Source organism: Paenibacillus albidus, assembly GCF_014644435.1.
Lineage (GTDB): Bacteria > Bacillota > Bacilli > Paenibacillales > Paenibacillaceae > Paenibacillus_AQ > Paenibacillus_AQ albidus.
The window spans coordinates 1-22451 of sequence record NZ_BMKR01000049.1 but is presented as its reverse complement, the minus strand read 5'-3'; the positions used below and the strand labels follow the sequence as shown (position 1 = coordinate 22451).

Annotated in this window: 16 protein-coding genes, 1 rRNA gene and 3 riboswitches; of the genes, 14 read left to right on the top strand and 3 right to left on the bottom strand. The window is 51.7% G+C overall.

Annotation, left to right across the window (positions count from 1 at the left end):
* Positions 1-107 precede the first annotated feature (107 nt).
* A complete protein-coding gene (locus tag IEY53_RS31400) occupies positions 108-395 on the bottom strand; it encodes a zinc ribbon domain-containing protein (RefSeq protein WP_189031852.1) in 288 nt (95 codons plus the stop codon).
* Between the two features lie 93 nt (positions 396-488).
* Positions 489-1448: a helix-turn-helix transcriptional regulator gene (locus tag IEY53_RS31395; RefSeq protein WP_189031851.1), complete on the bottom strand. Its 960-nt coding sequence runs from the start codon at positions 1446-1448 to the stop codon at positions 489-491.
* Positions 1449-1600: 152 nt separating this feature from the next.
* On the opposite strand from IEY53_RS31395, the gene IEY53_RS31390 reads away from it, so the two are divergent.
* Positions 1601-2860: an MFS transporter gene (locus IEY53_RS31390; protein ID WP_189031849.1), complete on the top strand. Its 1260-nt coding sequence runs from the start codon at positions 1601-1603 to the stop codon at positions 2858-2860.
* 78 nt (positions 2861-2938) lie between these two features.
* On the opposite strand, the gene IEY53_RS31385 is transcribed toward IEY53_RS31390, so the two are convergent.
* Positions 2939-3607: a DedA family protein gene (locus tag IEY53_RS31385; RefSeq protein WP_189031847.1), complete on the bottom strand. Its 669-nt coding sequence runs from the start codon at positions 3605-3607 to the stop codon at positions 2939-2941.
* 111 nt (positions 3608-3718) lie between these two features.
* Here IEY53_RS31385 and IEY53_RS31380 point away from each other — a divergent pair, with 111 nt between their 5' ends.
* From IEY53_RS31380 to IEY53_RS31320, 13 genes are all read left to right on the top strand, one after another.
* Positions 3719-5128, top strand: coding sequence for a polysaccharide deacetylase (locus tag IEY53_RS31380; protein WP_189031845.1), 1410 nt, complete (start codon positions 3719-3721; stop codon positions 5126-5128).
* Positions 5129-5236: 108 nt separating this feature from the next.
* Positions 5237-6631, top strand: coding sequence for a DUF58 domain-containing protein (locus IEY53_RS31375; protein WP_189031843.1), 1395 nt, complete (start codon positions 5237-5239; stop codon positions 6629-6631).
* Positions 6600-9029 (top strand): transglutaminase-like domain-containing protein, encoded by a 2430-nt coding sequence (locus tag IEY53_RS31370; RefSeq protein ID WP_189031842.1) that lies wholly within the window; start codon positions 6600-6602, stop codon positions 9027-9029. The genes IEY53_RS31375 and IEY53_RS31370 overlap by 32 nt, the downstream gene beginning before the upstream one ends.
* Entirely contained in the window at positions 9026-9328 is a 303-nt protein-coding gene (locus tag IEY53_RS31365) for a hypothetical protein (RefSeq protein WP_189031840.1), read from the top strand. Before IEY53_RS31370 ends, IEY53_RS31365 begins: the two co-directional genes overlap by 4 nt.
* Positions 9329-9664: 336 nt before the next feature.
* Positions 9665-11203 (top strand): glutamine-hydrolyzing GMP synthase, encoded by a 1539-nt coding sequence (gene guaA / locus IEY53_RS31360; protein ID WP_189031838.1) that lies wholly within the window; start codon positions 9665-9667, stop codon positions 11201-11203.
* A gap of 211 nt (positions 11204-11414) precedes the next feature.
* A riboswitch (purine riboswitch) is annotated at positions 11415-11514 on the top strand.
* A 124-nt stretch (positions 11515-11638) separates the two neighbouring features.
* Positions 11639-13039 carry an NCS2 family permease gene (locus IEY53_RS31355; RefSeq protein WP_189031836.1) on the top strand — a complete coding sequence of 467 codons (1401 nt, stop codon included), beginning with the start codon at positions 11639-11641 and terminating at the stop codon, positions 13037-13039.
* Between the two features lie 154 nt (positions 13040-13193).
* On the top strand, positions 13194-14765 hold the full coding sequence (locus tag IEY53_RS31350; protein WP_189031833.1) for a glycosyltransferase family 39 protein: 1572 nt from the start codon (positions 13194-13196) through the stop codon (positions 14763-14765).
* Positions 14766-14813: 48 nt separating this feature from the next.
* Positions 14814-18629, top strand: a complete 3816-nt coding sequence (locus IEY53_RS31345) for a glycosyltransferase family 39 protein (RefSeq protein ID WP_189031831.1) — start codon at positions 14814-14816, stop codon at positions 18627-18629.
* Positions 18630-18664: 35 nt separating this feature from the next.
* A complete protein-coding gene (locus IEY53_RS31340; protein WP_189031829.1) occupies positions 18665-19642 on the top strand; it encodes a glycosyltransferase family 2 protein in 978 nt (325 codons plus the stop codon).
* Positions 19632-20033, top strand: a complete 402-nt coding sequence (locus tag IEY53_RS31335; RefSeq protein ID WP_189031827.1) for a GtrA family protein — start codon at positions 19632-19634, stop codon at positions 20031-20033. The genes IEY53_RS31340 and IEY53_RS31335 overlap by 11 nt, the downstream gene beginning before the upstream one ends.
* A gap of 35 nt (positions 20034-20068) precedes the next feature.
* Positions 20069-20722 carry a class D sortase gene (locus tag IEY53_RS31330; RefSeq protein WP_189031825.1) on the top strand — a complete coding sequence of 218 codons (654 nt, stop codon included), beginning with the start codon at positions 20069-20071 and terminating at the stop codon, positions 20720-20722.
* A 123-nt stretch (positions 20723-20845) separates the two neighbouring features.
* Positions 20846-20928: riboswitch (cyclic di-GMP riboswitch) on the top strand.
* 74 nt (positions 20929-21002) lie between these two features.
* Positions 21003-21083: riboswitch (cyclic di-GMP riboswitch) on the top strand.
* Between the two features lie 14 nt (positions 21084-21097).
* A complete protein-coding gene (locus IEY53_RS31325; RefSeq protein WP_189031823.1) occupies positions 21098-21907 on the top strand; it encodes a transglutaminase-like domain-containing protein in 810 nt (269 codons plus the stop codon).
* A gap of 403 nt (positions 21908-22310) precedes the next feature.
* A 16S ribosomal RNA gene (locus IEY53_RS31320) occupies positions 22311-22451 on the top strand; the annotation flags it as partial.

The window sequence follows — 22451 nt, the reverse complement described above, 5'->3', positions numbered from 1 at the left end:
TAATGCCTCTCATGGTCCGCCCCGCGCGGTACTGTGCCCCCGGCGAGGCAACGGGCAAAAAAGGCTGCTCTTCCAAGTGGAAGAACAGCCTTTTTGTGTTCAGTACATTATTGCTGGCCGCTCCAGCGCTTTAAATGGGGCAGGGAACCAGCCAGCAGGCTGCGTGCCTCTTCCTCAGCCATCCCGTCTTTGATCAGAAATCCGGTGCAGTGATCCATCATTTCCGCTTGCGTAATCTCCGGCTGCTTAAATTCCCCGGCTTCATAACAGTACATACAGTATTCCTGGCTTTTTTGGCCGTTCGTTTCACTTCCGAGAACTTCTGCATTGTCCATCGGCATTCCGCAGCTTTGACAATAGTGGGTCTCCTGGTCCAGCGTATGGCTTTGTTCCATGTCCACTTCACTCCTTAAAGGTTGGCAGGCGGTTACCACTTACCCTTGCCTGCGTTATGTCCATTATAAAGAGACAAACCTGACGGCATATCGTCAGGTTTGTGGATACTCATCCAGGTTTGTCCTGTACTTGGCGGCGATATCCGCCGCAAGCTCGCCCAGCTTGCGGCGGATATGTTCCGGTTCCAGCACTTCTACAGTCGTTCCGAATCTCAGCAGGAAACCGTACAGCCACCCGTCCTCCGGGTAGTTAATAACCACGGTGTACCCGCCGTTGCCGTCAGGTGCAAGCTGAGTTGTGTCAAAATGATCCTCAGCAAGGTGCTTCCCTTCAGGCGCAAAGTGCAGAACCGTCTGTACCGTCCTGGTATTTCTATGCCAATCCGTGCTCCAGGGCATTTCCTGGACCTTCAGCTCCTGCCTTGTAAATTCCCTTGTTTCTTTGACCAGCTCTTTCATGCGCAGGAGTTTGAACAGCCTGAACTCCTGCCGCAGTTCACAGCGGCCGTACAGGTACCAGGCTTGCCCTTTGAGCACCAGGGTATAGGGTTCGGCCGAACGTCTGCTGGCCTCGCCGTCGGCATTCACATAATCAAAAGCAACCACCCTGTTCTCCTCCAGCGCTTCTTTGAGCAAGGCGAGCCGTTCTTCGAGGAGGCGATCCAAGCCCCATGGGGAAAAATCGACGACGAACTGGGTAGTTTTGCTGCGGAAAGCGGCGGATTGGGAAGGCGGAATGACGCTGCTGATTTTCTCCATAAGCAGATTATGCTCTTTTCCCCCGTAAGAGGAAACGCTCTGCAATGCGGTAAAAATATCGGCCAGCTCGCGGTCAGTCAAGATATTGCGGTCCAGCCGGTAGCCTTCCATTAATCCTATGCCTCCGCCGGAGCCCTGAGTCGTAACAATCGGAATCCCTGCGGCGTTGATGGTGTCGATATCCCGGTATATGGTGCGCACGGATACCTCAAACATATCAGCGAGCTCCTTAGCCTGCAGCTGACGGCGGTTCAGGAGCAGAATCACAATAGAAAGCAAACGGTCTATTTTCAAAAAAGGATTCCTTCTTTCAACGTTAACTACAGTTCTGTATGTAACTTTTTAATCATTCTAGCAAACTTTTAAAAATAAAGCATTGCTATCAATAATTAATTCGATTAACATCTAATTAGATGTTTATATAATTAGATTGTGGGGAAAAATCAATGAAAAACACAGCTCTACCGAACACGGGCAATGGATACAGGCGTTTATTTACGGCCGGGATCATAAATGGAATTGGCGACCGCTTCAGCAGTATCGCGATGCTGGCACTGGTTCTGGAGCTCACCGGCTCGGGTATGGCTGTGGGCATATCGCTTGGTATGCGTGTGCTGCCTTATCTTTTTCTGGCACCGCTTAGCGGTAGGCTTGGCAGCAGATTACCGCGTAAAGCCATTATGATTGCAACAGACCTTTTTAGAGTGCCCGTGGCACTGGCTTTTTTGTGGGTGGACGGGGAGAGCAGGCTGTGGGTTCTGTATGCGGCCAGCTTTATACTGGCTTCGGGTGAAGCCATATACAGTCCGCTCCGCAAATCAGCCATCCCGCTGCTGGTCCCTCGTGACAGGTTGTTTGCCGTGAATGGGCTGGAGCAGTTGATGACCGGCTGTGTGCTGATCCTGGGCGCTTTTGCCGGCGGTGCATTATCCCTGTGGTTTGGCCCGGGCATGGCCTTTTTTCTGAATGCAGTCTCCTTCCTGGTTGCAGCCTTTCTCGTTTCCGGGATCAGCTTTCCGGTTCCTTTGGACCCGGACGGGGATATGGAAGGCTCAGCCTTCGGTGCAGACCCGAAGCCGAACATAAAGGGACATCGGCAAGGAAACCCTTGGCGGAGCCTGGGCTTGCTGGTATCCGGCAGCCTTGCCTTGCAGGTCATTATTGGATATGAGCTGCTTGTGCCACTTCTCAACGGTTTGGATAATGTGCTGATCAGCGTGTACGCGGTGCAGGAATTTCATGCGGGCGAGCTTGGAGTGGGAGCTTTTTATGCGGCGCTCGGAATGGGGCTTAGCCTTAGCTTTTTTGCCGGACGTTATTTGAACAGGGGGTTGCTGGCGGTTGCCCTCACAGCCCTGCTGATCGAAGGGGGAATGCTGATGTGGATCAGCGGCAGTGACAGCTTTGCGCTTGCTTTCGTACTGTATATTCTGTTGGCGCTGGCTGGAGGCACGGGCAATGCTTGTCTGGATACGCTGGTGATGAGAGCAACGCCCTCGTCTGAACAGTCCTTCCTGTTCGGGATTCTGTCGGCGGCAGGCAATACGCTTCTGGGATTGTCGATGCTGGCCTCCGGTTGGCTACTGGAGTCAGTAAGCCCGCGTGTGCTGGGGTTTGCCGGGGGAGCCGGATTTGCCTGCATTGCGTTGCTGCTGGGGGGATATGCCCTTTTGCGGGCAAGAAAAAAAGGCTTCAAGAGCCTTTAATCAAGACCTTGCAGCCCTTTGGAAAATAGTTGGAATATGTGCCGGGAGAAGCGCATTAACTTCATAAGGGCGGCAAGATCACCGTTCTTTTGACGGCTCCTTAAGTTTGGATTCCAGCTTCATGCCCGCTTTTCGTCCGGAGAATAAAGCGAGAAGCTGCCGGCGGTAGCGATAGAGGCAGAACAGTACGGCAATGGCGGCCCCGCCGGAGATAATCCACAGGGCGTAGACTTCAAACAGGTGGAAGATCCCCATCCACTGGGGTCCGAAGACCCGGCCAATCCCCAGAAACAGTACGACCCAGAACAACGCTCCGCCGTAGGCATACAAGGCAAACTTGCGAAAAGGGAGGGCGATAATGCCGGCAAAATATCCGGTGAAATGACGTACGCCGGGCACAAAATAGCCGATGGAGATCAGAATGCTGCCGTAGCGCTCAAACCACCGCTGTGTCTTTTCCAGCTTGGCCGGCGAGAACAGAAACCATTTGCCGTAACGCTGGATGAAGGGCATCCCCGCTTTTAATCCGATGAAATAGGTAATCGTCATTCCTATCGTAGTGCCCGCAAAGGCTACAAGCACCAGTGTGGGGAAATCCAGCTTTCCCGTATAAGAAAGAAATCCTGCAAAAGCCATCGTCGTCTCGCCGGGAAACGGCAAGGCCACAAACTCCAGCAACAATCCGAAGAACAACACATTATATCCGTAACTGGCGAACAGTTCCTGTATCCATTTCAGCATTTCCATATAGTCGTCACACTCCATGTGGCAGATGTATTATTCTATTTTAATGCTTGTCTACATACAATCTACCAAACGGTCAGAACCGCTAATAGAATGCTGGAGGTAGAGAAGAAGATGATTAACAAAAGTGCATACCGCCGCCGGATTGTGATCCGCGGGCTGCTTGTTATGGCTATATTGTTTCTGGTAATAAACGAAAGATCCCTATCTTCCCAGAATAAGCCTCCGGCTGCTTCAGTGCAAGTCCTGCCATTATCATCCATGTCCGCCCCGCACGCTGCAAGCACGGATATCAACCCAAAGTCATCTACATCTACAACTACAACTACTACTTCAATATCAAATTCAACCTTAACTTCAGCTTATCTCAAAAATGCGCAGCCGGAGCGTTCACCACAACCACAACAACAATCACAGCCGGCCAAAGCAGTGGCAGCGGCAGCGTTGCCGGTTGCTGCCGCAAAAGGAACAAAAACCGTCTACCTTACCTTTGACGACGGACCCAGCCCAATCACTGCCAAGGTGCTGGAAATTCTGCAGCAGGAGAAGGTGAAGGCGACCTTTTTCGTACTGGGTGAACAGGCAGAAACCCATCCCGAGTTGATTAATGCCATTTGGGAGCAGGGCCACACCATTGGCAATCATACCTATAACCATAATTATCAAGAGCTATACAGCGGATTCCCGGTGTTCTGGAGTCAAATCAAGCAGACAGAGGAAATCATCCGGAGCATAACGGGAATCCGTCCCCAGCTGATCCGTGCGCCTGGAGGAACCTTCGGCCATTTTGATCATACCTATTTCAATTTGCTGGAGCAAGCCGGGTATCGGGTTATGGACTGGACGGCAGACAGCGGTGATTCCAAACGGAGGGGAGTGCCTGCGGCAGACATTGTGGGAGAATCTACGGCGGATCTCCAGTCTTCAAAGGTTGTGCTTCTTCTGCATGACGGGGGCGGACATGAAGCGAGTGCGGAGGCGCTTCCCAGGATCATTGCCAAATACAAGGCGGCGGGCTACGTCTTTGGCCAGTTGAATGAACATATCGAACCTGTACAATTCAGAGTGTCTTCAAAAGCAGGCCTTAAAAGAACTAAGCCCTCTGCTTCGTGGATTGCCGCCCATGTTACGCCGAATGCCGGATTGTTTGCAGCCGGAAAGCCGCTGGTGCTCGAAGTGGGCATGCTGGAGACTTCACTCCAGACAGGGGAATACAGCATCCGGGATGGGCAGTACAGGGTACCGCTTCGGGCAGTCATCGAACGGCTGGGGGGAGAGGTAAGCTGGGACCCGCTCAGCCGCAGCGGCAAGGTCAAATGGAACGGAAATGTCGTAACGGTGGACGTAGGGAAGCAGAAGCTTATTTTGAACCTTCAGAGCGGGCTGCAGGTGGAACATCCGGCGAGGGTGGAATTGATTGGCGGTTCGATCTGGATCCCGCTGCGTGACTTGCTGGAGACAGCCGGGCATCCTCCGCTGAAGGTCAGTGTGACCGACGGGGAACGCCGGGTTAAAGCACTGTAGACCCATTGTGGGAAAAAGCGGGGGAACAAAACCCTTCCGAGGTCTGGACACTCTCATTCGTGGGAAGAATAGATAGCAATAAGTCTATGGCCAAAGGAAGGATGCCTCTTGTCTTTTTCATCTCTGCGGGAAGATCAACCACTGAACAAAAAACGATCGGAACGTGAATCACATCGTCAACCGGGGCAAGTCAAAAGCCGGACGTTCACACATAGCCGCCGGATCTGGAGCCAATGGCTGAGGATGTCAGCTGTAGCAGCCGTATTTGGAGGGTTATACGTTTGGTATGGAGGGGCATCGCTGTTGTTCCTGCTGATGGCCGTGCTTGTGCTGATGTTCGGCGGATTGCTGCTGCAGGTCCTGGGTCCGCGCAGGATCAAGCTGGTCCGCACGATCACCCCCTTATGCCCGGCAGCAGGAGCTGCGGTCCAGGTTCAGGTCCGGGTCAGTTTCTCTGCCCGCTTGCTGCTGCCCTGGATGATTGTTACTGATTATTGGAAGGATGGCAGTCATCAAGAGCTGTTGTTTCCCGGTTTCCGGCGCTCGTTCGCCTACACCTACACGCTGGAGGGGGTTCGCCGTGGCGTCTGCCAATTACAGGGCTGCAGCGTGAGATGGGGGGATCTGCCGGGCTGGTTCACAGGAAGCAGTCAGCCCGAGGGACGGGACAGCTTCAGGGTGTTGCCTTCGCCCCTGTATTTTGGCGGATTCGCTCCGGAAGGAGGATGGCTGCCCGGTGAGACAAGGTTCTCCGGAAGAGGAAGGAGCAGCGCAGACGAGACCATGGAGATCCGTGATTACGCGCCGGGCGATCCGCTTAGCCGGATTCACTGGAAGAACAGCGCCCGACGCGGAACCCTGCAGAGCAGGGTGCCTGAGCGTGAGAAAGGGTGCATGACCTGCGTTGTCCTGGCCAATGATCCACAGAGCTATTTGGCCCCGCCCGGGGCTCTGGCACCCAGGGCTCGCAGGGGGGAGAATCCTGCGGCTTTTGAGAAGGCGGTATCCACTGCCATGGGGCTCCTCCTTGCGGCAGAGAACTCTGGAAGTTATGTGCAGCTCTACAGCGGAGGCTGGCCGGAAGGCATGGCCCGGCATGAAGGGCTCGGCCAAATCCCCGCCAGAGTGCTGCATATGCTGACCGAGATTGCTGCGGATGGCTCACGGAGCCTCGCCGCGCTGCTGGAAGATGCCTCCCGGAGCTGGTTGCCGGGCATGAAGGTCGCTGTCATCACCGGCCAGCTGGAGGAAGAGTCGGCCAAAATTATGGCCCGCTTTCTGGTGCAGGGGGTGAAGGTTGAACTCTATTATGCCTGGGACCACCCGGCACCGGCACCGGCCCATACCGGAGCAGCCCAAGCGACTCTGACGAAGACAGCGGGTTCAATTGGCGACAGTCTGGTCCGGCTGGGGGCGCGGCTGTATTGCCTTGAGGATGCGAAGGCTTACGGGCACAGGGAGGTTGAGTACCATGAGTCACCCGGTAAACCGACGCTTCGATAGGGAGCTGCCGGGGGATTCCGGGTGGTTGGCCAAGGAAAAACCCGGCGGGCAAGACCACGGGAAGCGGCGAATCAGGAAAATAGAGGAGGGTCAGAACGGCCTGGCTGGAATGCAGGGGAAGGTGCCGCTCCATTACCGTCTGCTGTTCTCTTTGCCAATAGCGGGACTGTTTATGGAGTGGCTGCTGCCGCTGTACAGGTCCGCTGAGGCACCGGACACACTCCGTCTGCTGAAAGTACTTATGATAGTGGCCGCAGTACTTCTGCTCTGGGGAATGTTTCAGCTTCCGGGCTGGCTGCTGCTGACTGTCCAGTTCGCCATCGTCACACTGGCATGGGCTTATGTCTGCGCGGGTGAACAAGGCTCAGGCTGGGGAAAGGCCTATGTATCAGGCCTTCCGCAGGATGCTCTTCATCTCCTGTCAGGGAATGTAGCAAGTCTTGGTGAAGCCAGCAGATTGCTCGTCCTGGTTGTCGGTTGGGGGCTGCTGGTATCCTCGGTACAGCAGCTGGCGCTTTGCCGGGGAAACACGCTTCTGTTCACGGTAGTAACTATAGTGTACCTCTTGGGACTGGATATGGCCTTTGAGCTGGATACGGGCACGGATATTGTCATTTCGGCAGGTCTGATTGTCTGGATGCAGGCGATGAGTGCACTGCTCCGCCTGGAGGAGCATGCCCGCAGCCGTGCAATTCCGTATTTACGCTGGGGAGGCCTGTCCCTGGCCGCCGCCGTAACCCTGACCCTTGCCGCTTGGACGGGTGAACAGACCTATGGTTCCCGGCCGGAATCCGGACTTGCCATGCAGTCCGCTTACGGACGGCTGCAGGACTGGGCTGCGGAACAAACATCCGATTATACCGAAGGACGACTTACCGGACGCACCGGCTACAGCTCGGACACCGGAGAGCTGGGTATTCCGCTGTCCCGCAGCACGGATCCGGTCTTCACCGCCGAGACCGAAGAGCGGACCTACTGGCGTGGTGAGAGTCTGGCTTATTATGACGGCCGCCGCTGGATTCGGGCTGCGGGAGACTTTGTACCGCTGAGCCTGTCGAGTCTTCCTGTAACCGATCCATCTTTATCCGGGACACTGGGGAAAAAGCTCCTGCAGCAGCGGATCACCTTTGCTGTCCCGTCCTCCGGTGGACTGCCGCTGTTCAATGCCGGAACTGTGCTGGATGTGGGCGGGATCTCCCTGGCCGACGGGAGCCAGCTTGGCTATATTCTGACCAACAAGGAAAAAGAGATGTTCCGGCTGCCGGAGCTTGCCGCCTCTGCGGGGATCACCGGCTATACTGCGCTGTCTGTGCTGCCGGAGAGTAATCCGGACGTGCTGCGCAGGCTTAACGGAGACGATTCGCCGGAGATTCGGAGCATATTTCTAGAGCTCCCCGGCTCGCTGCCCGGGCGTGTCCGGGAGCTGGCCGGGGAGCTGACCGCTCCTGCCGGGAACCGTTATGATGCCGCCATCGCCATAAGGGATTATTTGCAGCACCGCTTTACTTATACCCTGGACACTGAAGTTCCGCCCGGCGGGGCTGACTTTGTCGATCATTTCTTGTTCGAGACCGGCAAGGGTTATTGTGTTCATTTTGCGACCTCGATGACGATTCTGCTGCGCAGCGCGGGCATCCCGGCCCGCTATGTACAGGGATATGGACCGGGAACGCTGGCGGAGGATGCGGTCCCGCCACGTTATGAGGTGACCCAGGCCGATGCCCACGCCTGGGTAGAGGTGTACTTCCCCGGCGCGGGTTGGGTCCCCTTTGACCCGACGCCGGCCGCCGGGGCCGGAGTCCCTCCGGCGGCCCCGCTTGCCGCTGCGGCTTTGGCCCTGCCGCAGCCGCCTACGCCCGCTGCGCTTCGCGCGGGCGTCCTGCCCGCCCTGCCGCTGGCACAGGGCGGAACCGGCGCGCCGCTGGCCGCAGCGGCGCCCGTGCTCACCGCCGCCGCATGGCGCTGGCGGCGGAGCCTGGCCCTGATGCTGGCCGCGCGCCGCGCCGGCACTGCCAGCCGTGAGCGGCAGCTGCGCGCCGCCGCTCTGGCTTGGCGCGGGCTGGCGGCACGTTTTGGGCCGCCGCCGCCCGGCGTGACCGGCAGGGAGTACGCAGTCTCCCTGCCGATTGACGATGCCAGACTGCGCGAAGCGGTCTGGCAGTTCGTACGCCAGTGGGAGACCCTGGCGTACGGGGGCGCGGCAGCAACAGAAGCGCACGCTGCTGCGGCCACAGATGTCGCCACAGTGCTCACCGCGTCGCCTGCGGCACCACCACCAAGCGCTGCCGCAGACACTGTAGCTATGCCGCGCACGGCTGCCGCTCAATTCGCCCCGCCTGATTCAACGGCAGGCTGTTTTATACACGATTGCCTGCGGATCACATTCCATATGACATGAGCAGCACGTCCCATGCCTTTGATTTATGGCAACCCGGCCCTGCACGCCCGAACCCGGCCCCGTGCGCCAAATCAAAGGCAAAAATGCCTTTGATCCATGGCAAACCCGGCCCCGTGCGCCGAATCAAAGGCAAAAATGCCTTTGATCATACCGAATTCGGCCCCATGCGTCAAATCAAAGGCAAAAATGCCTTTGATCATGCCGAACCTGGCCCCATGCGTCAAATCAAAGGCAAAAATGCCTTTGATCCATGCCGAACCCGGCCCCGTGCGTCAAATCAAAGGCAAAAATGCCTTTGATCATGCCGAACCCGGCCCCATGCGCCAAATCAAAGGCAAAAATGCCTTTGATCCATGCCGAACCTGGCCCCATGCGTCAAATCAAAGGCAAAAATGCCTTTGATCCATGTCGACCCCAGTTTGACCATGTTGACCTCAGTTTGCTCTATACCGACCCCAGCCGCGGAGTTTGGCTGTTTAATATAACGGTTCTACACTGTACTTGGTCAAGGGATGCTTCAAGTCCATGAAGGGATTTTACAGCATCTGAGATATCCAATTGGTGGATTTGTCCTTTCCTTGACGGTAAGAATTATACATGAGTATAATGAATCCAATAATCAAGGGAGGCACGTAATGAACAAGCCAAATGAAATTATCGTTGTTCTTGATTTTGGAGGACAATACAACCAGCTAATCGCGCGCAGAATTCGGGACCTTGGGGTATACAGCGAGCTTCTGCCCTATAATACGCCAGTAGACAAGATCAAAGAGCTCTCGCCCAAAGGGATTGTGTTCTCCGGCGGACCGAGCAGTGTATATGCCGAGGATGCTCCGCATGTTGACCCGGCCATTTATGATTTGGGACTGCCGATCCTGGGGATCTGTTACGGGATGCAGCTGATGGCTCATCAGCTCGAGGGCAAGGTAGAACGTTCCGCCAACCGCGAATACGGCAAAGCCGATGTTGATTTTGTCGAAGGCTCGCTGCTTGCAGCGGGACTTGAGAACCGTCAGACGGTATGGATGAGCCACGGCGACCATGTCGTGGAGCTGCCAGGAGGTTTTAGGCTGGACGCTGGAACCGAAAGCGCACCGATCGCGGCGATGAGCAACGATGAGCGCAAGTTTTTTGCGGTTCAGTTCCATCCTGAAGTTCGCCACTCTGTACAGGGCAACGAGATGATCTCGAATTTCTTGTATCAGGTCTGCGGCTGCGACGGCAAGTGGACCATGGAATCGTTTATTGACGATGCCATCCGGGATATACGGGATAAAGTAGGCGACAAAAAGGTTCTCTGTGCCCTCAGCGGCGGCGTTGACTCCTCGGTTGTGGCGATGCTTATTCACCGTGCGATCGGCGACCAACTGACTTGTATGTTTATTGACCATGGCTTGCTGCGTAAAGGCGAAGCGGAAAGCGTCATGGAGACCTTTGTCGGTAAATTTGATATCCATGTAGTGAAGATCGATGCGAGTGAACGTTTCCTGGGCAAGCTGGCCGGAGTTTCCGATCCTGAGCAGAAGCGCAAAATCATCGGCAATGAGTTTATCTACTGCTTCGATGAAGAGTCCGCGAAGCTGGGCGATTTCTCTTTCCTGGCCCAAGGTACCCTGTACACGGATATCGTAGAGAGCGGAACGGCAATGGCCCAGACAATCAAATCCCACCACAATGTGGGCGGCCTGCCGGAAGATATGAAATTCAGCCTGATTGAACCTTTGAACACCTTGTTCAAGGACGAAGTCCGTAGGCTTGGCGAAGAACTGGGAATGCCGAGTGCCCTGGTTTGGCGCCAGCCGTTCCCGGGACCGGGGCTTGCCATCCGCGTTCTGGGCGAAGTCACAGAGGACAAGCTGAAGATTGTTCAGGATTCCGACTACATTCTGCGTGAGGAAATCATCAAAGCAGGTCTTGACCGTGAGATCTGGCAGTATTTCACCGCCTTGCCGGGCATGAAGAGTGTCGGCGTCATGGGCGATGCCCGTACGTATTCCTATACTGTAGGTATCAGAGCCGTAACCTCCATCGACGGCATGACCGCCGACTGGGCGCGTATCCCGTGGGATGTGCTGGAGAAAATCTCCGTACGCATCGTCAACGAAGTCGAGAATGTAAACCGCATCGTGTATGATATTACTTCCAAACCCCCTGCAACGATTGAGTGGGAATAGTTATAGCCTAAAGAGCATCCGGTTTCGGATGCTCTTTTTTTTAGCTTTAAGGAGCGAAGGCTAAGGTGCACACCTGCGGAACGGCGGATAATCAGCATATATCTGGTAAATTCAACTGAAAAGCATCTAAATTACGAACGATAGCAAAAATAAAGTGGATAATGTTCGTTTTTATCATTGACAACTGATATTGTGTCCACCTAAAATGATAAAGCACAACAACACATATATTCGTATAATTCCAGGGATTGGCCTGGAAGTCTCTACGAGGTCACCGTAATGACCTGGCTACGATTAAGAAGAGTCCTTTCAGTGCAAGCTATATATTCAGGCTTGCCTTGAGCGTATTCACTCTTTTTCCGGGCCGCCGTCTAGATGATAAGATGCCGGCTTTTTGTTGCTGCCTTATACCATATACCTTAGGGGGAGAACAATTTGGACCGCTTTTTCAAGTTGAAAGAGAAGGGCACTACAGTACGAACAGAGATTATGGCCGGTTTGACCACCTTTATGGCAATGGCTTACATTCTGTCGGTTAATCCAAATACTTTAACAGCTTTTGGCCGCATCGACATGGGCTGGTACTCTGTGTTTTTGGCCACAGCGCTGGCTGCGGGTATTTTCACCATTGCAATGGGCCTGTTCATAAATTTCCCGGTTGCTCTGGCGCCAGGCATGGGACTTAATGCATATTTTGCTTCTGTCATCCTGTCTTCCGCAACGACAGATCAACCGTTCACCTGGCAGATGGGTCTGACCGCTGTCTTCATTTCTGGTCTGATCTTTATCCTGCTCACTATTACGCAGGTCCGGCAAATCCTGCTGACTGCCATTCCGGACAGTCTGAAGCATGCTATTACCGTAGGGATCGGGATGTTCATTACCATCATCGGTCTGAAGAACAGCGGATTAATGACGATCGGTGTAGAAGCGGGCAACGACATTGCCGCAGGCAAGTTCACCGACGTGCTTTCCTTTGAAACGGTGATTCATCTGGGCAGCCTGGAGAACACCAATGTCCAGCTGGCCATCATCGGCTTGTTGCTAATTTCCATCCTGATGGTGCTCAATGTACGCGGGGCAATCCTGTTTGGAATCCTGGGTACCACGGTGGCGGGCATTTTTATGGGCGCTGTTGATTTCAACACCTTGTCCAATCCGGAAACACCATGGGTTCCCGATCTGACTCAATTGAACTTCATGGAATTTGACTGGGACGGTATCCTGCACACCGGGATTATCTCAGCCATCGCTACCTTCACTTTTGTAGAGTTGTTCGATACCTTTGGAACGCTGGTAGGTACGGCTCAACGTGCCGGTATTATGGATAATGCTGAAGAGGGCAAAAAGCGTGTCGGCAAAGCGATGTTCGTTGATGCAGTGGCTGTAGCCGGAGGTGCCGTGCTTGGTACTTCGACAACAACCGCCTACGTAGAAAGTGCAGCCGGTGTAGCCGAAGGAGGCCGCACAGGTCTGACAGCGGTAACCACAGGTGTCTGCTTCCTGCTTGCTTTGTTCCTTGCTCCGGTAGCTGCCCTTATTCCGGGTTCAGCAACTGCGGCTGCACTCATTATTGTAGGTGTGCTGATGGCCCAGTCGATCCGCCAGATTGATTTTGAGGATATGGTGGTCGCTATTCCGGCCTTCCTTACTTTCGTAATCATGCCTTTCACCTACAATATCGCCAACGGTATCAGCTTTGGTATTGTAACTTATGTTATCCTTGCTGCTGTTGCCAATCTGGCAGGGAAAAAGAAATATGACATCCACTGGATGATGTGGGTACTTGCCATTCTGATTATCCTGCGGTACTCATTGCTCGGCAGCCAAGGTTAACCCCGGCTGAACTTTCATTTCCGGCTCCTTTCTAATGAAAGGAGTCTTTTTTTCGTGTTTTGGCTCTGTCGTACGTTGTCGGATCTTCACAAACTGTGCAACAGTCTTTTCATCACCTACTATTTAGATTATATTGTTGAAGAGGTGATGAAGGTTGTCCAATAAATTACATAGAGGACTTAGCTACTGCAAAAGCAATCCTTGGCTGGTTGTGCTGTTCCTGCTGGGGGCTGTTATTCGTGTGGTCTACATAGGCTCCATTCCGCCCGGACTAAATCAGGACGAGGCTTCCATCGGGTACGATGCATACTCCATTCTTCATTATGGAATAGACCGCAACGGTATTCATCTGCCTGTTCATCTGATTGCCTGGGGGAGCGGGCAAAATGCACTTTATGCCTATTTATCCTTGCCGTTTATCTGGATGTTTGGCCTGACTCCGGTCTCTGTGCGTATGGTTAGCCTGGTTATGGGATTGCTCGGCATGGTTATCTTTTATCTTTTGGCCAGAAGATTATTTGCTTCCCAAACGGCGGGGCTTGCCGCCATGTTCTTTATCGCCATTAATCCTTGGCACATCATGATGTCGAGGTGGGCGCTGGAATCCAATTTGTTTCCCACGCTGCTCCTGATCGCCGTCTATTTTTTGCTCCTATCCTTTGAGAAGCCCAAATGGTCCTATGCCTTTACGGTTGTGCTTGCGTTATCGCTTTATGCCTATGGTACAGCCTACTTTTTTGTTCCGGTATTTGCGCTTTGCACCGTAATTCTTCTATTGTATAAGAAAGTGTTGAATTACAAGACGATCCTGGGGAATTTCGTGCTGTTTGTTCTGATGGCACTGCCGATATTAATATTTATAGTTATTAACCGTATGAACCAGCAGGGGATTTCTACTCCCGTGTTTTCGATCCCAAAATTGACCGCACCACGTATCGAGCAGGTGTCCTCGCTCTTCGGAGGACAATTGTTCCAAACCGCCGGCAGTAATTTTCGTGAATTTGCCAAGCTGATCTTCAGCGGAAGCGACGGCTTGCCCTGGAATTCGATAACACCTTACGGTTACGCGTATCCGATTGCGCTGCCATTTGTAATTTTGGGGCTTGCGGCAATGGCAATAGCAATCCGTAAGCGCGAACAGACAGGTACCGCCCAGGCTGTAATCCTGATTTGGTTCCTTACAGCTGTCCTGATGGCCTGCGTTACGAATGTGAACATCAACCGGATCAATGTTATTTTCTACCCGGTGATTCTGCTGCTTGTGGCCGGCTTCAGTTGGCTTGCTCACAGATTCAAAAACGTGGCGAAAGTGTCAGCCATTGCGTTCGGTATATTTTTTGTTTTTTTCACTTCCGTTTATTTTCGGGACTTCCCGGGGGAGATCGGACCTAACTTCTATGAATCCATCGGAGAAGCGATCCGGTATGCCTCGGAATCAAGTGAAGGCACGGTGTATGTGACGAATAGGGTGAACATGCCTTATATTTATGTGCTTTTTTATGAGACCCTCTCTCCACATGACTTCCTTAATACCGTTAATTATGCCAATCCCGGAGATGCTTTTCAGCAGGTGACGTCCTTCGGAAGATATGTGTTTGGAAGTCCGCAGATTGTTGAGGGAGAAGCGGCAGCGTATATTTTCTGGAACGGTGATCCTGTTCTTGCAGACAGCACCAATTACACAATCAAAAAATTCACCAACTATACGGTCGTTACGCCGAAGTAGAGCCGTACCAAAACTTGAGATTACTATTGATGAGGTGAGGATGGAACGATGATCAAGAATATACGCGCGGCTGCACTATCCTTTGTGATGCTCCTGTTATTCACACTTCCGGTAACAAGCATTTATGCCGAAGGAAATTTATTGCAGAACCCCGGCTTCGAGGAAGGCGAAAACGGTATCCCGTCCAGTTGGACACAGGATGCATGGATTGCGGAGAAAAGCGCCGGTTATCTGTCGGTGCAGTCGGAAGAGGTTCGTTCAGGCAGCCAGGCGGCAGTCATTGAGAATCTGGAGCCGAACCATCTTAAATGGGTGCAGACGATTCCGGTTGAACCGGGCAGCTACTACAAAATATCCGGATATACCAAGGTCGTAAACAAAGCCGGCGGGGGGCTGGGCGCGAACATCTTTGTCCTCGGCATCGGCGGCGGCTACCCTGGTACAACGGATACGTCAGGTGATTGGCAGTACCTTGAATTCTATGGGCAGACCGGAACGGAACAGCGTGAACTCGGCATTGGTGCAGCTCTGGGCGGATATGCGAATCTGTCACAGGGCAAAGCCTATTTCGATGATCTGTCCGTAGAAAAGCTGGATGCTGCTCCTGCAGGTGCAACGGTGATTTCGCTTGATTCCGGCACGGCCGTTCAGGGCGGAACCCAGGAAGCGGAGGCTCCGCATAAAGTGTCCCCGGCCAAGATGCTGATTCTATCAGCTTTGTTCAGTGTTTTGTTTGCAGTTCTCTATTTAAAAGCTTTCCGCAATGACAAACTGCTAAAGACGCCGGAGAATATCTACGCCAAAGGGCTGTACGCCGCTCTTGGAGTTGCCCTGATCGTGCGGATCTGGATAGGCCTGACCGCAGAAGGGTATCAGAATGATATGAATACGTTCATCGCCTGGGGCCAGCGGCTGGTGGATTTGGGACCCGGAAAGTTTTATGAAGAGGGATATTTTGCTGACTATCCACCCGGTTATTTGTACATATTGTACCTGCTTAGCATCATTCGCGGGATATTTGGTTTTGCACACGGTTCAGGCGGAGAGAATCTGATCTTTAAGCTGCCTGCGATTTTGTCCGACCTTGTACTGGGAATAATGATTTACCGGATCGGCAGTAAAAAGCTGGGGAACGGCATTGCCTTTGGCCTGATGCTGCTGTTCCTGTTCAACCCCGCGGTGCTGATTAATTCAGCAGCCTGGGGGCAGGCCGATTCCTTTTTCCTTATTTTCCTGCTGCTTAGCATTCATGGAGCGGCGAACAAAACGTTTGTACGCGCAGCGATCTGGTTTGCACTGGCTACGCTGATTAAACCGCAGGCTTTAATCTTTACTCCGGTACTGCTGTTCGCATTCTATCATCACCGGGCCTGGAAGCAGCTGGGGATCGGTGCCCTGTACGGGCTGGGGATTTTTGCTGTACTGGCTGCGCCATTCTTCTGGAACAGCGGCGGATTCGGAGTGATTGAGCTTTACAAAAACACGTTGTCCTCTTACCCTTATTCGACTGTCAATGCGTTTAACCTGTATGCACTGACCGATCCGCTCTGGTCATCGCTTGATCTAACCTGGCTGGGCATTCCATACCGGATCTGGGGGTTCATCTTTATACTGGCGGCAGTTGGGCTGGCGGCATATTATTCCTTCCAAAAAGACCGGCTGGAAATGTCCAAGGCCTATTTCATTGGCATGCTGTTGATCGTTGTTGTGTTTGTGCTTGGAACGAAAATGCACGAACGGTATCTGTTTCCGGCTTTGATTCTGTGCCTGTTTACTTATATTCACAGCAAGGATCGCCGTTTTCTAACCTTGTTCCTCGGCTTCAGCTTAACTCAGTATATTAATGTCGCTTACACGCTGGCTCATCTGAATGCGGACAGCAACCCGCCGACCGATGGGATTGTGCTGGTGACTTCGATTGCCAATCTTGGTTTGCTGCTGTATATGTTGTACATCGGTTACGATGTGTATGTCCGTCAAAAGCCAAAATCGCTTCCTGCGCCTTATACAGACACGGAAAGACAACGCGAGGACCTTGGGATTGTGGCGGATATACGGCCACTTCCGGAGAGAGCCGTGGAGTCACGGATCAAGCTGGGTCGCAAGGACTGGATATCCATAGCAGTGATAACAGGGATTTATGCGGCAATCGCCCTGTTTAACCTGGGGTCTACGCAAGCGCCGAAGACCTTATGGGAACCGGCAGCCGCCGGGGAGAGCTTTTATGTGGACTTGGGCCAGACTACACCGCTGGAACGGGTGAATATCTTCGGAGGTGTAGGCACGGGCAAGTTTAAGCTTGAATTCGGCGATTCGCCGGATACGTGGGGCAACCCGCTGGATGTGGACGAAGAGGTCGGCAATGTATTCATTTGGAAAAGCCAACCCTTGAACGTGACCGCCAGGTATGTGAAGTTTACCGTGACTTCACCGGGGTTCACTCTAAATGAAATGGCTTTTTATAAGCAGGGCGGGGACAGGATTCCGCTTCCGGTTGCTGCCGTTGTGCCGGATGGCGCAGCTGCCAAAAGAGGACTGGCGGGTAATCTTTTTGATGAACAGGCCATGATTCCTGAGTATTCCGGTTTTATGAACAGCACTTATTTTGACGAAATCTATCATGCCCGGACCGCTTATGAACACGCGCATGGAATTGTTCCTTATGAGAATACCCATCCGCCGCTTGGCAAGCTGCTGATTGCTGCAGGGATGGAGCTGATGGGGGTGAATCCATTCGGCTGGCGGATTATGGGGACTCTGTTCGGAATCGCCATGCTGCCGCTGATCTATATCATGGCGCTGCGTTTATTCAGGCAGACCCGGTATGCTGCGCTTGCCGCCGGATTGTTCGCGCTTGATTTTATGCATTTTACCCAGACCCGGATTTCTACAATTGATGTGTATGGCGTATTCTTCATTATGTTAATGTTCTATTTTATGCAGCGTTACTATACCCTGAACTTCCACCGGATGCCGCTTAGGCAAACGCTGGTGCCGTTGTTCTGGTCCGGCCTGTTCTTTGGGATTGGGGTAGCTTCCAAATGGATTGTGCTGTATGGAGGAGCAGGCCTGGCCATTATGCTGGCGCTGTCGCTAATTGACCGTTATCGGGAATACCGGGCTGCCGGACGTGTGCTTACGGAAGGGACAATCGGCGATAAGGAGCTGAAGGAGGCCTGCGGCTCGGCTGTCAAAGGCTTTTGGAGCAAAACCATTCTTACATTGTCCAGCTGTATTGTGTTTTTTGTGATTATTCCTGTAATTATCTACAGCTTGTCCTTCATACCGGCCTTGTCGGCCTCGGAACAAGGGTTTACGGTGAAGAGATTGATTGATGCCCAGATCAATATGTACGATTACCACAGTGAACTGGTGGCTACCCATCCGTTTTCCTCATCCTGGTGGGAATGGCCGTTTATGAAACGTCCGGTCTGGTTCTACAGCGGCGGGGAAGGTTTGCCGGAAGGCACGGTCAGCAGTATAGTTACTATGGGGAATCCCCTGATCTGGTGGACCGGGATTTTTGCAATGCTGGTAACTCTATGGTTCACCCTGCGCCGTAAAGACAAGAATCTGTACATGATGTGGATCGGCTTCTTTTCTCAATATGTGCCATGGATGCTGGTTCCGCGTGAGACGTTCCTGTATCACTATTTTGCGATGGTACCCTTCATGATTCTTGCGATTGTATATATAATGAAACTGCTTGACAGCAAATATCCCCAGGCCAAATATGTGCGTTATGCCTACGTGGTTGTGGCGGCCTTGCTCTTTATCGCTTTTTATCCGGTGCTGTCAGGAATGCAGGTTGACGGAAAATATGTAACGAATATGCTGCGATGGTTCCCTTCCTGGGTATTCTAGCGGCATTGCATCATCAAACTTTAGGAGGAACCCAGGTGAAAGCCAGATATAGCGTAATTGTCCCGATGTTTAATGAGGAGGAAGTCATTAAGCATACCTACGAACGGCTCAGAGCAGTAATGGACGAATGCGGCGATACCTACGAGCTGGTCTTCGTCAATGACGGGAGCCGTGACCGCACAGCAGAGATCATACAGGAGATCAGCAGCCGGGACACACATGTGAAGCTGATTGATTTCTCCCGTAATTTTGGCCATCAGGTCGCCATTACTGCGGGAATGGATTATGCCGTGGGGGAGGCGGTTGTCGTTATTGATGCCGATCTCCAGGACCCGCCGGAGGTTATCCTGCAAATGATCGCGAAGTGGAAAGAAGGGTATGAGGTCGTTTATGCGAAACGTCTGAAGCGCCACGGAGAGACTCTTTTCAAAAAAGTAACCGCCAAGCTCTTTTATCGGCTGCTCAGCAGCATGACCAGTGTGGAAATCCCGACCGATACGGGTGATTTTCGCCTGATAGACCGTAAAGTATGCGATGTGCTGCGTGGTCTTAAAGAAAAAAACCGTTATGTCAGGGGACTGGTAAGCTGGGTCGGCTTCCGGCAGACAATGGTTGAATACGTACGTGAGGAGCGTTTTGCCGGAGAAACAAAATATCCCCTCAAAAAGATGATCCGCTTTGCGCTGGATGGCATTACGTCCTTTTCGCACAAGCCGCTGAAGATTGCATCCTACGTTGGATTTTTCCTGTCCTTCTCCAGCTTTATTTATTTATTTTTTGTATTGTTCCAGAAATTATTCACTTCCTGGACCATCCCAGGCTGGGCTTCGGTAGTGGGTATCAATCTGCTGTTCAACGGCATCGTGTTAATGCTGCTGGGAGTGATCGGGGAATATATCGGGCGCATCTATGATGAGTCGAAAGACCGGCCGCTGTATATTGTCCGTGAGACCAAAGGTTATCCAACCGGAGAAGCCGGACAATTCCAAGAGGATAATGAACATGTCCGATAACAATTTGCGTGCAGGGGTTGTGCAGTTCCTCAAATTCAATGCTGTGGGACTGCTGAATACACTGATTGATTTTGCAGTGTTTACACTGCTTCATTCGCTCGGGATGGTCTATACACTTGCCCAGGTTATCTCTTATAGTGCGGGAACCGCCAACAGTTTTATTCTCAATAAAAAAGTAACCTTCAAAGACCGCAGCAGCAAGCAGAAGGGGGCGGGCCGCTTGCAGCTGGTTAAGTTTATAGTGCTGAATGTGGCGGTTCTGGGCATATCGCTGCTGCTAATGCATCTGTTGACAGACAAACTGGAGGTACCGGTGCTGCTTGCCAAAGTACTGGCTACGTTCATAACCGTTATCATTAATTTCTTTGGCAGCCGCAAGTGGGTATTTTAGAATGAACGGAGATACTTGAACAAGGAGGCGAAAATATGCGCAAGGTTTCCTATCTTATTATTCTGGCCGGGATTCTCCTGATGCTCTATCCAAAGGGAAGCGAATGGTATAGCAATTGGCAGGAACAGAAGCTGCTGCAAGAGGCAGAACTAAGCTATAGTGAAAGTACCCCTGCACCCGTTGATCCTGACCTGAAGAGCAAATACGCCCAAGTGACCCAGCTCCTCGCGGAGGAATCCGTATTGGATGAAACTGCTCAGGCCCCTGTAAAAGAAGAGCCTGAGGTCAAAGTAGGGGGCAAAGTGATTGCGGTGATCGAAATTGACAAAATCAATCTGAAGTTGCCTGTCCTGGAGGATGCCACCAAAGCCAATATGAAACATGCGGCTGCACATATGATTGAGACCGCCCCCATCGGGGAAAGCGGCAACGCGGCTATTGCCGCTCACAGAGCGCGTACCAAGGGAAGGTTGTTCAACAGATTAAATGAAGTGGCCATAGGTGATGAAATCACCGTTAAGACTAGCGGTGAAGTCTATACTTATGAAGTATATGATATTTCCATAGTGGAGCCTACCGATGTATCTGTACTGGATGGGAATAACGAGGATAAGATTTTGACACTTATAACCTGCGACCCCCTTGTAGATCCTACTCATCGCCTAATAGTCCATGCCAAATTACCCTGATTAGCCGAAGGTTTGTCGTTTAATCGGGAATGGAAGAGGAAATTGATAAAATTTAAGGGAAACTAGTGTTTTAGACCTTGTATATACAGAAAAATATGGTAGAATTATAAATAGAAAAGCTAAACACGATAACGGCAAACCTGTCGAAAGATAGGGACGCAAAGCTAAAGGGCCTTCCCGTCACCGGATGGCAGCCAGTTACCGAATGAAGAGGCTTTTTTTGTTTATCCTGGATTATGTCTATCAATTTTTCTATAGCAGATAGAAGTAGATAGAGCTTATACGACAACGGCAAACCTATCGAAAGATAGGGACGCAAAGCTAAAGGGCCTTCCCGTAAGGATGGCAGCCAGCTACCGAAAGGGGTTTTATCTAATGAAAAAGTTTTATTTGATGTTGCTGACAATGTTGATAGTAGTAACTTCTGTTCAATTCACTGCTGCTCCAACCGCAAGCGCGGATGCAAGCTGGCTGGACACCTCCAAATTAAGCGAAGGCATTATCGGGATTCAATATGATGTTCCTAAGGACAAGCGCATCAAAGTGATGATTACCAAAGACAGCAAGAGCTACACCTATAATATGTTTTCCTCCAAACAACTCGAGACTTTTCCGCTGCAACAAGGGAACGGTGCATATAAAGTATCTGTTCTGGAGAACACTACAGGCAACAAGTATAAATCCTTGTATTCAGAAGTAGTAGATCTATCCCTTGATAATGCGGCTGCTGTATATCTTAGCTCGGTTCAGAACGTGAAATGGAGTTCATCCGACAAAGCCATCCTCAAAGCCAAACAACTTACCCAAGGCAAAGCCACGGATGAGGAGAAGGTTAAAGCGATTTATAACTACATCGTAACCAACGTGAAATATGATTATACTCTTGCTAATACAGTAACAACCGATTATATCCCGAATATCAATAATACTCTGACCAATCAAAAAGGGATTTGCTACGATTACGCATCTCTGTTTGCCGCAATGCTGCGCAGCGTGGACATTCCGGCTAAACTGGTTATGGGGAATACAAGCTATGTGACTCAATATCATGCCTGGAATGAAGTACTGCTGAATGGCAAATGGGTAACTATTGATACAACGGTAGATGCAGGTTTGGTTAAAGGCAGTAAGACAGTAGAACTGATCAAGAGTGCTAGTAAATACAGCGCAGCGAAATTCTACTAATTGATCGAGATAACAAACGATATGAATATATAAAACAACCGGCTGAATTCTAAGCGGTTGTTTTTCTTTTATTTAGGGGTTGCTTTTATATTAGTAGATAGGGTATTATAGATAAGCGCTGAGGGACAATGACAAGCTAACGAATGAATAAGATAAATGACTTCGAAAAAAAGCTTGCATTTCTAAACTCAGTATGATATATTATAAGAGTTGCTGGTGACGAGCTAATCGCCGCTAACAACGAGCTTGATCTTTGAAAACTGAACAACGAGTGAGTGGGAATTCACGAAAGTGAAATCTAAACAAAGAGGATTCTTACAGCATGCAAATGCTGGAGATGAATCGGTAGAGAATGCAAATTCTCGTCAGATGTTTCAAAATGAGCAATCGCTCTTTTCAATACTAATTGGAGAGTTTGATCCTGGCTCAGGACGAACGCTGGCGGCGTGCCTAATACATGCAAGTCGAGCGGAGTTGTTTTGGGAGCTTGCTTTCAAAACAACTTAGCGGCGGACGGGTGAGTAACACGTAGGCAACCTGCCCC

Bases quoted from the DNA above. Each gene is read 5' to 3' on its own strand.
- IEY53_RS31400 (WP_189031852.1), bottom strand. From the start codon at position 395: ATGGAACAAAGCCATACGCTGGACCAGGAGACCCACTATTGTCAAAGC.
- IEY53_RS31390 (WP_189031849.1), top strand. From the start codon at position 1,601: ATGAAAAACACAGCTCTACCGAACACGGGCAATGGATACAGGCGTTTA.
- IEY53_RS31385 (WP_189031847.1), bottom strand. From the start codon at position 3,607: ATGGAAATGCTGAAATGGATACAGGAACTGTTCGCCAGTTACGGATAT.
- IEY53_RS31380 (WP_189031845.1), top strand. From the start codon at position 3,719: ATGATTAACAAAAGTGCATACCGCCGCCGGATTGTGATCCGCGGGCTG.
- IEY53_RS31370 (WP_189031842.1), top strand. From the start codon at position 6,600: ATGAGTCACCCGGTAAACCGACGCTTCGATAGGGAGCTGCCGGGGGAT.
- IEY53_RS31365 (WP_189031840.1), top strand. From the start codon at position 9,026: ATGAGCAGCACGTCCCATGCCTTTGATTTATGGCAACCCGGCCCTGCA.
- guaA (WP_189031838.1), top strand. From the start codon at position 9,665: ATGAACAAGCCAAATGAAATTATCGTTGTTCTTGATTTTGGAGGACAA.
- IEY53_RS31345 (WP_189031831.1), top strand. From the start codon at position 14,814: ATGATCAAGAATATACGCGCGGCTGCACTATCCTTTGTGATGCTCCTG.
- IEY53_RS31335 (WP_189031827.1), top strand. From the start codon at position 19,632: ATGTCCGATAACAATTTGCGTGCAGGGGTTGTGCAGTTCCTCAAATTC.
- IEY53_RS31330 (WP_189031825.1), top strand. From the start codon at position 20,069: ATGCGCAAGGTTTCCTATCTTATTATTCTGGCCGGGATTCTCCTGATG.
- IEY53_RS31325 (WP_189031823.1), top strand. From the start codon at position 21,098: ATGAAAAAGTTTTATTTGATGTTGCTGACAATGTTGATAGTAGTAACT.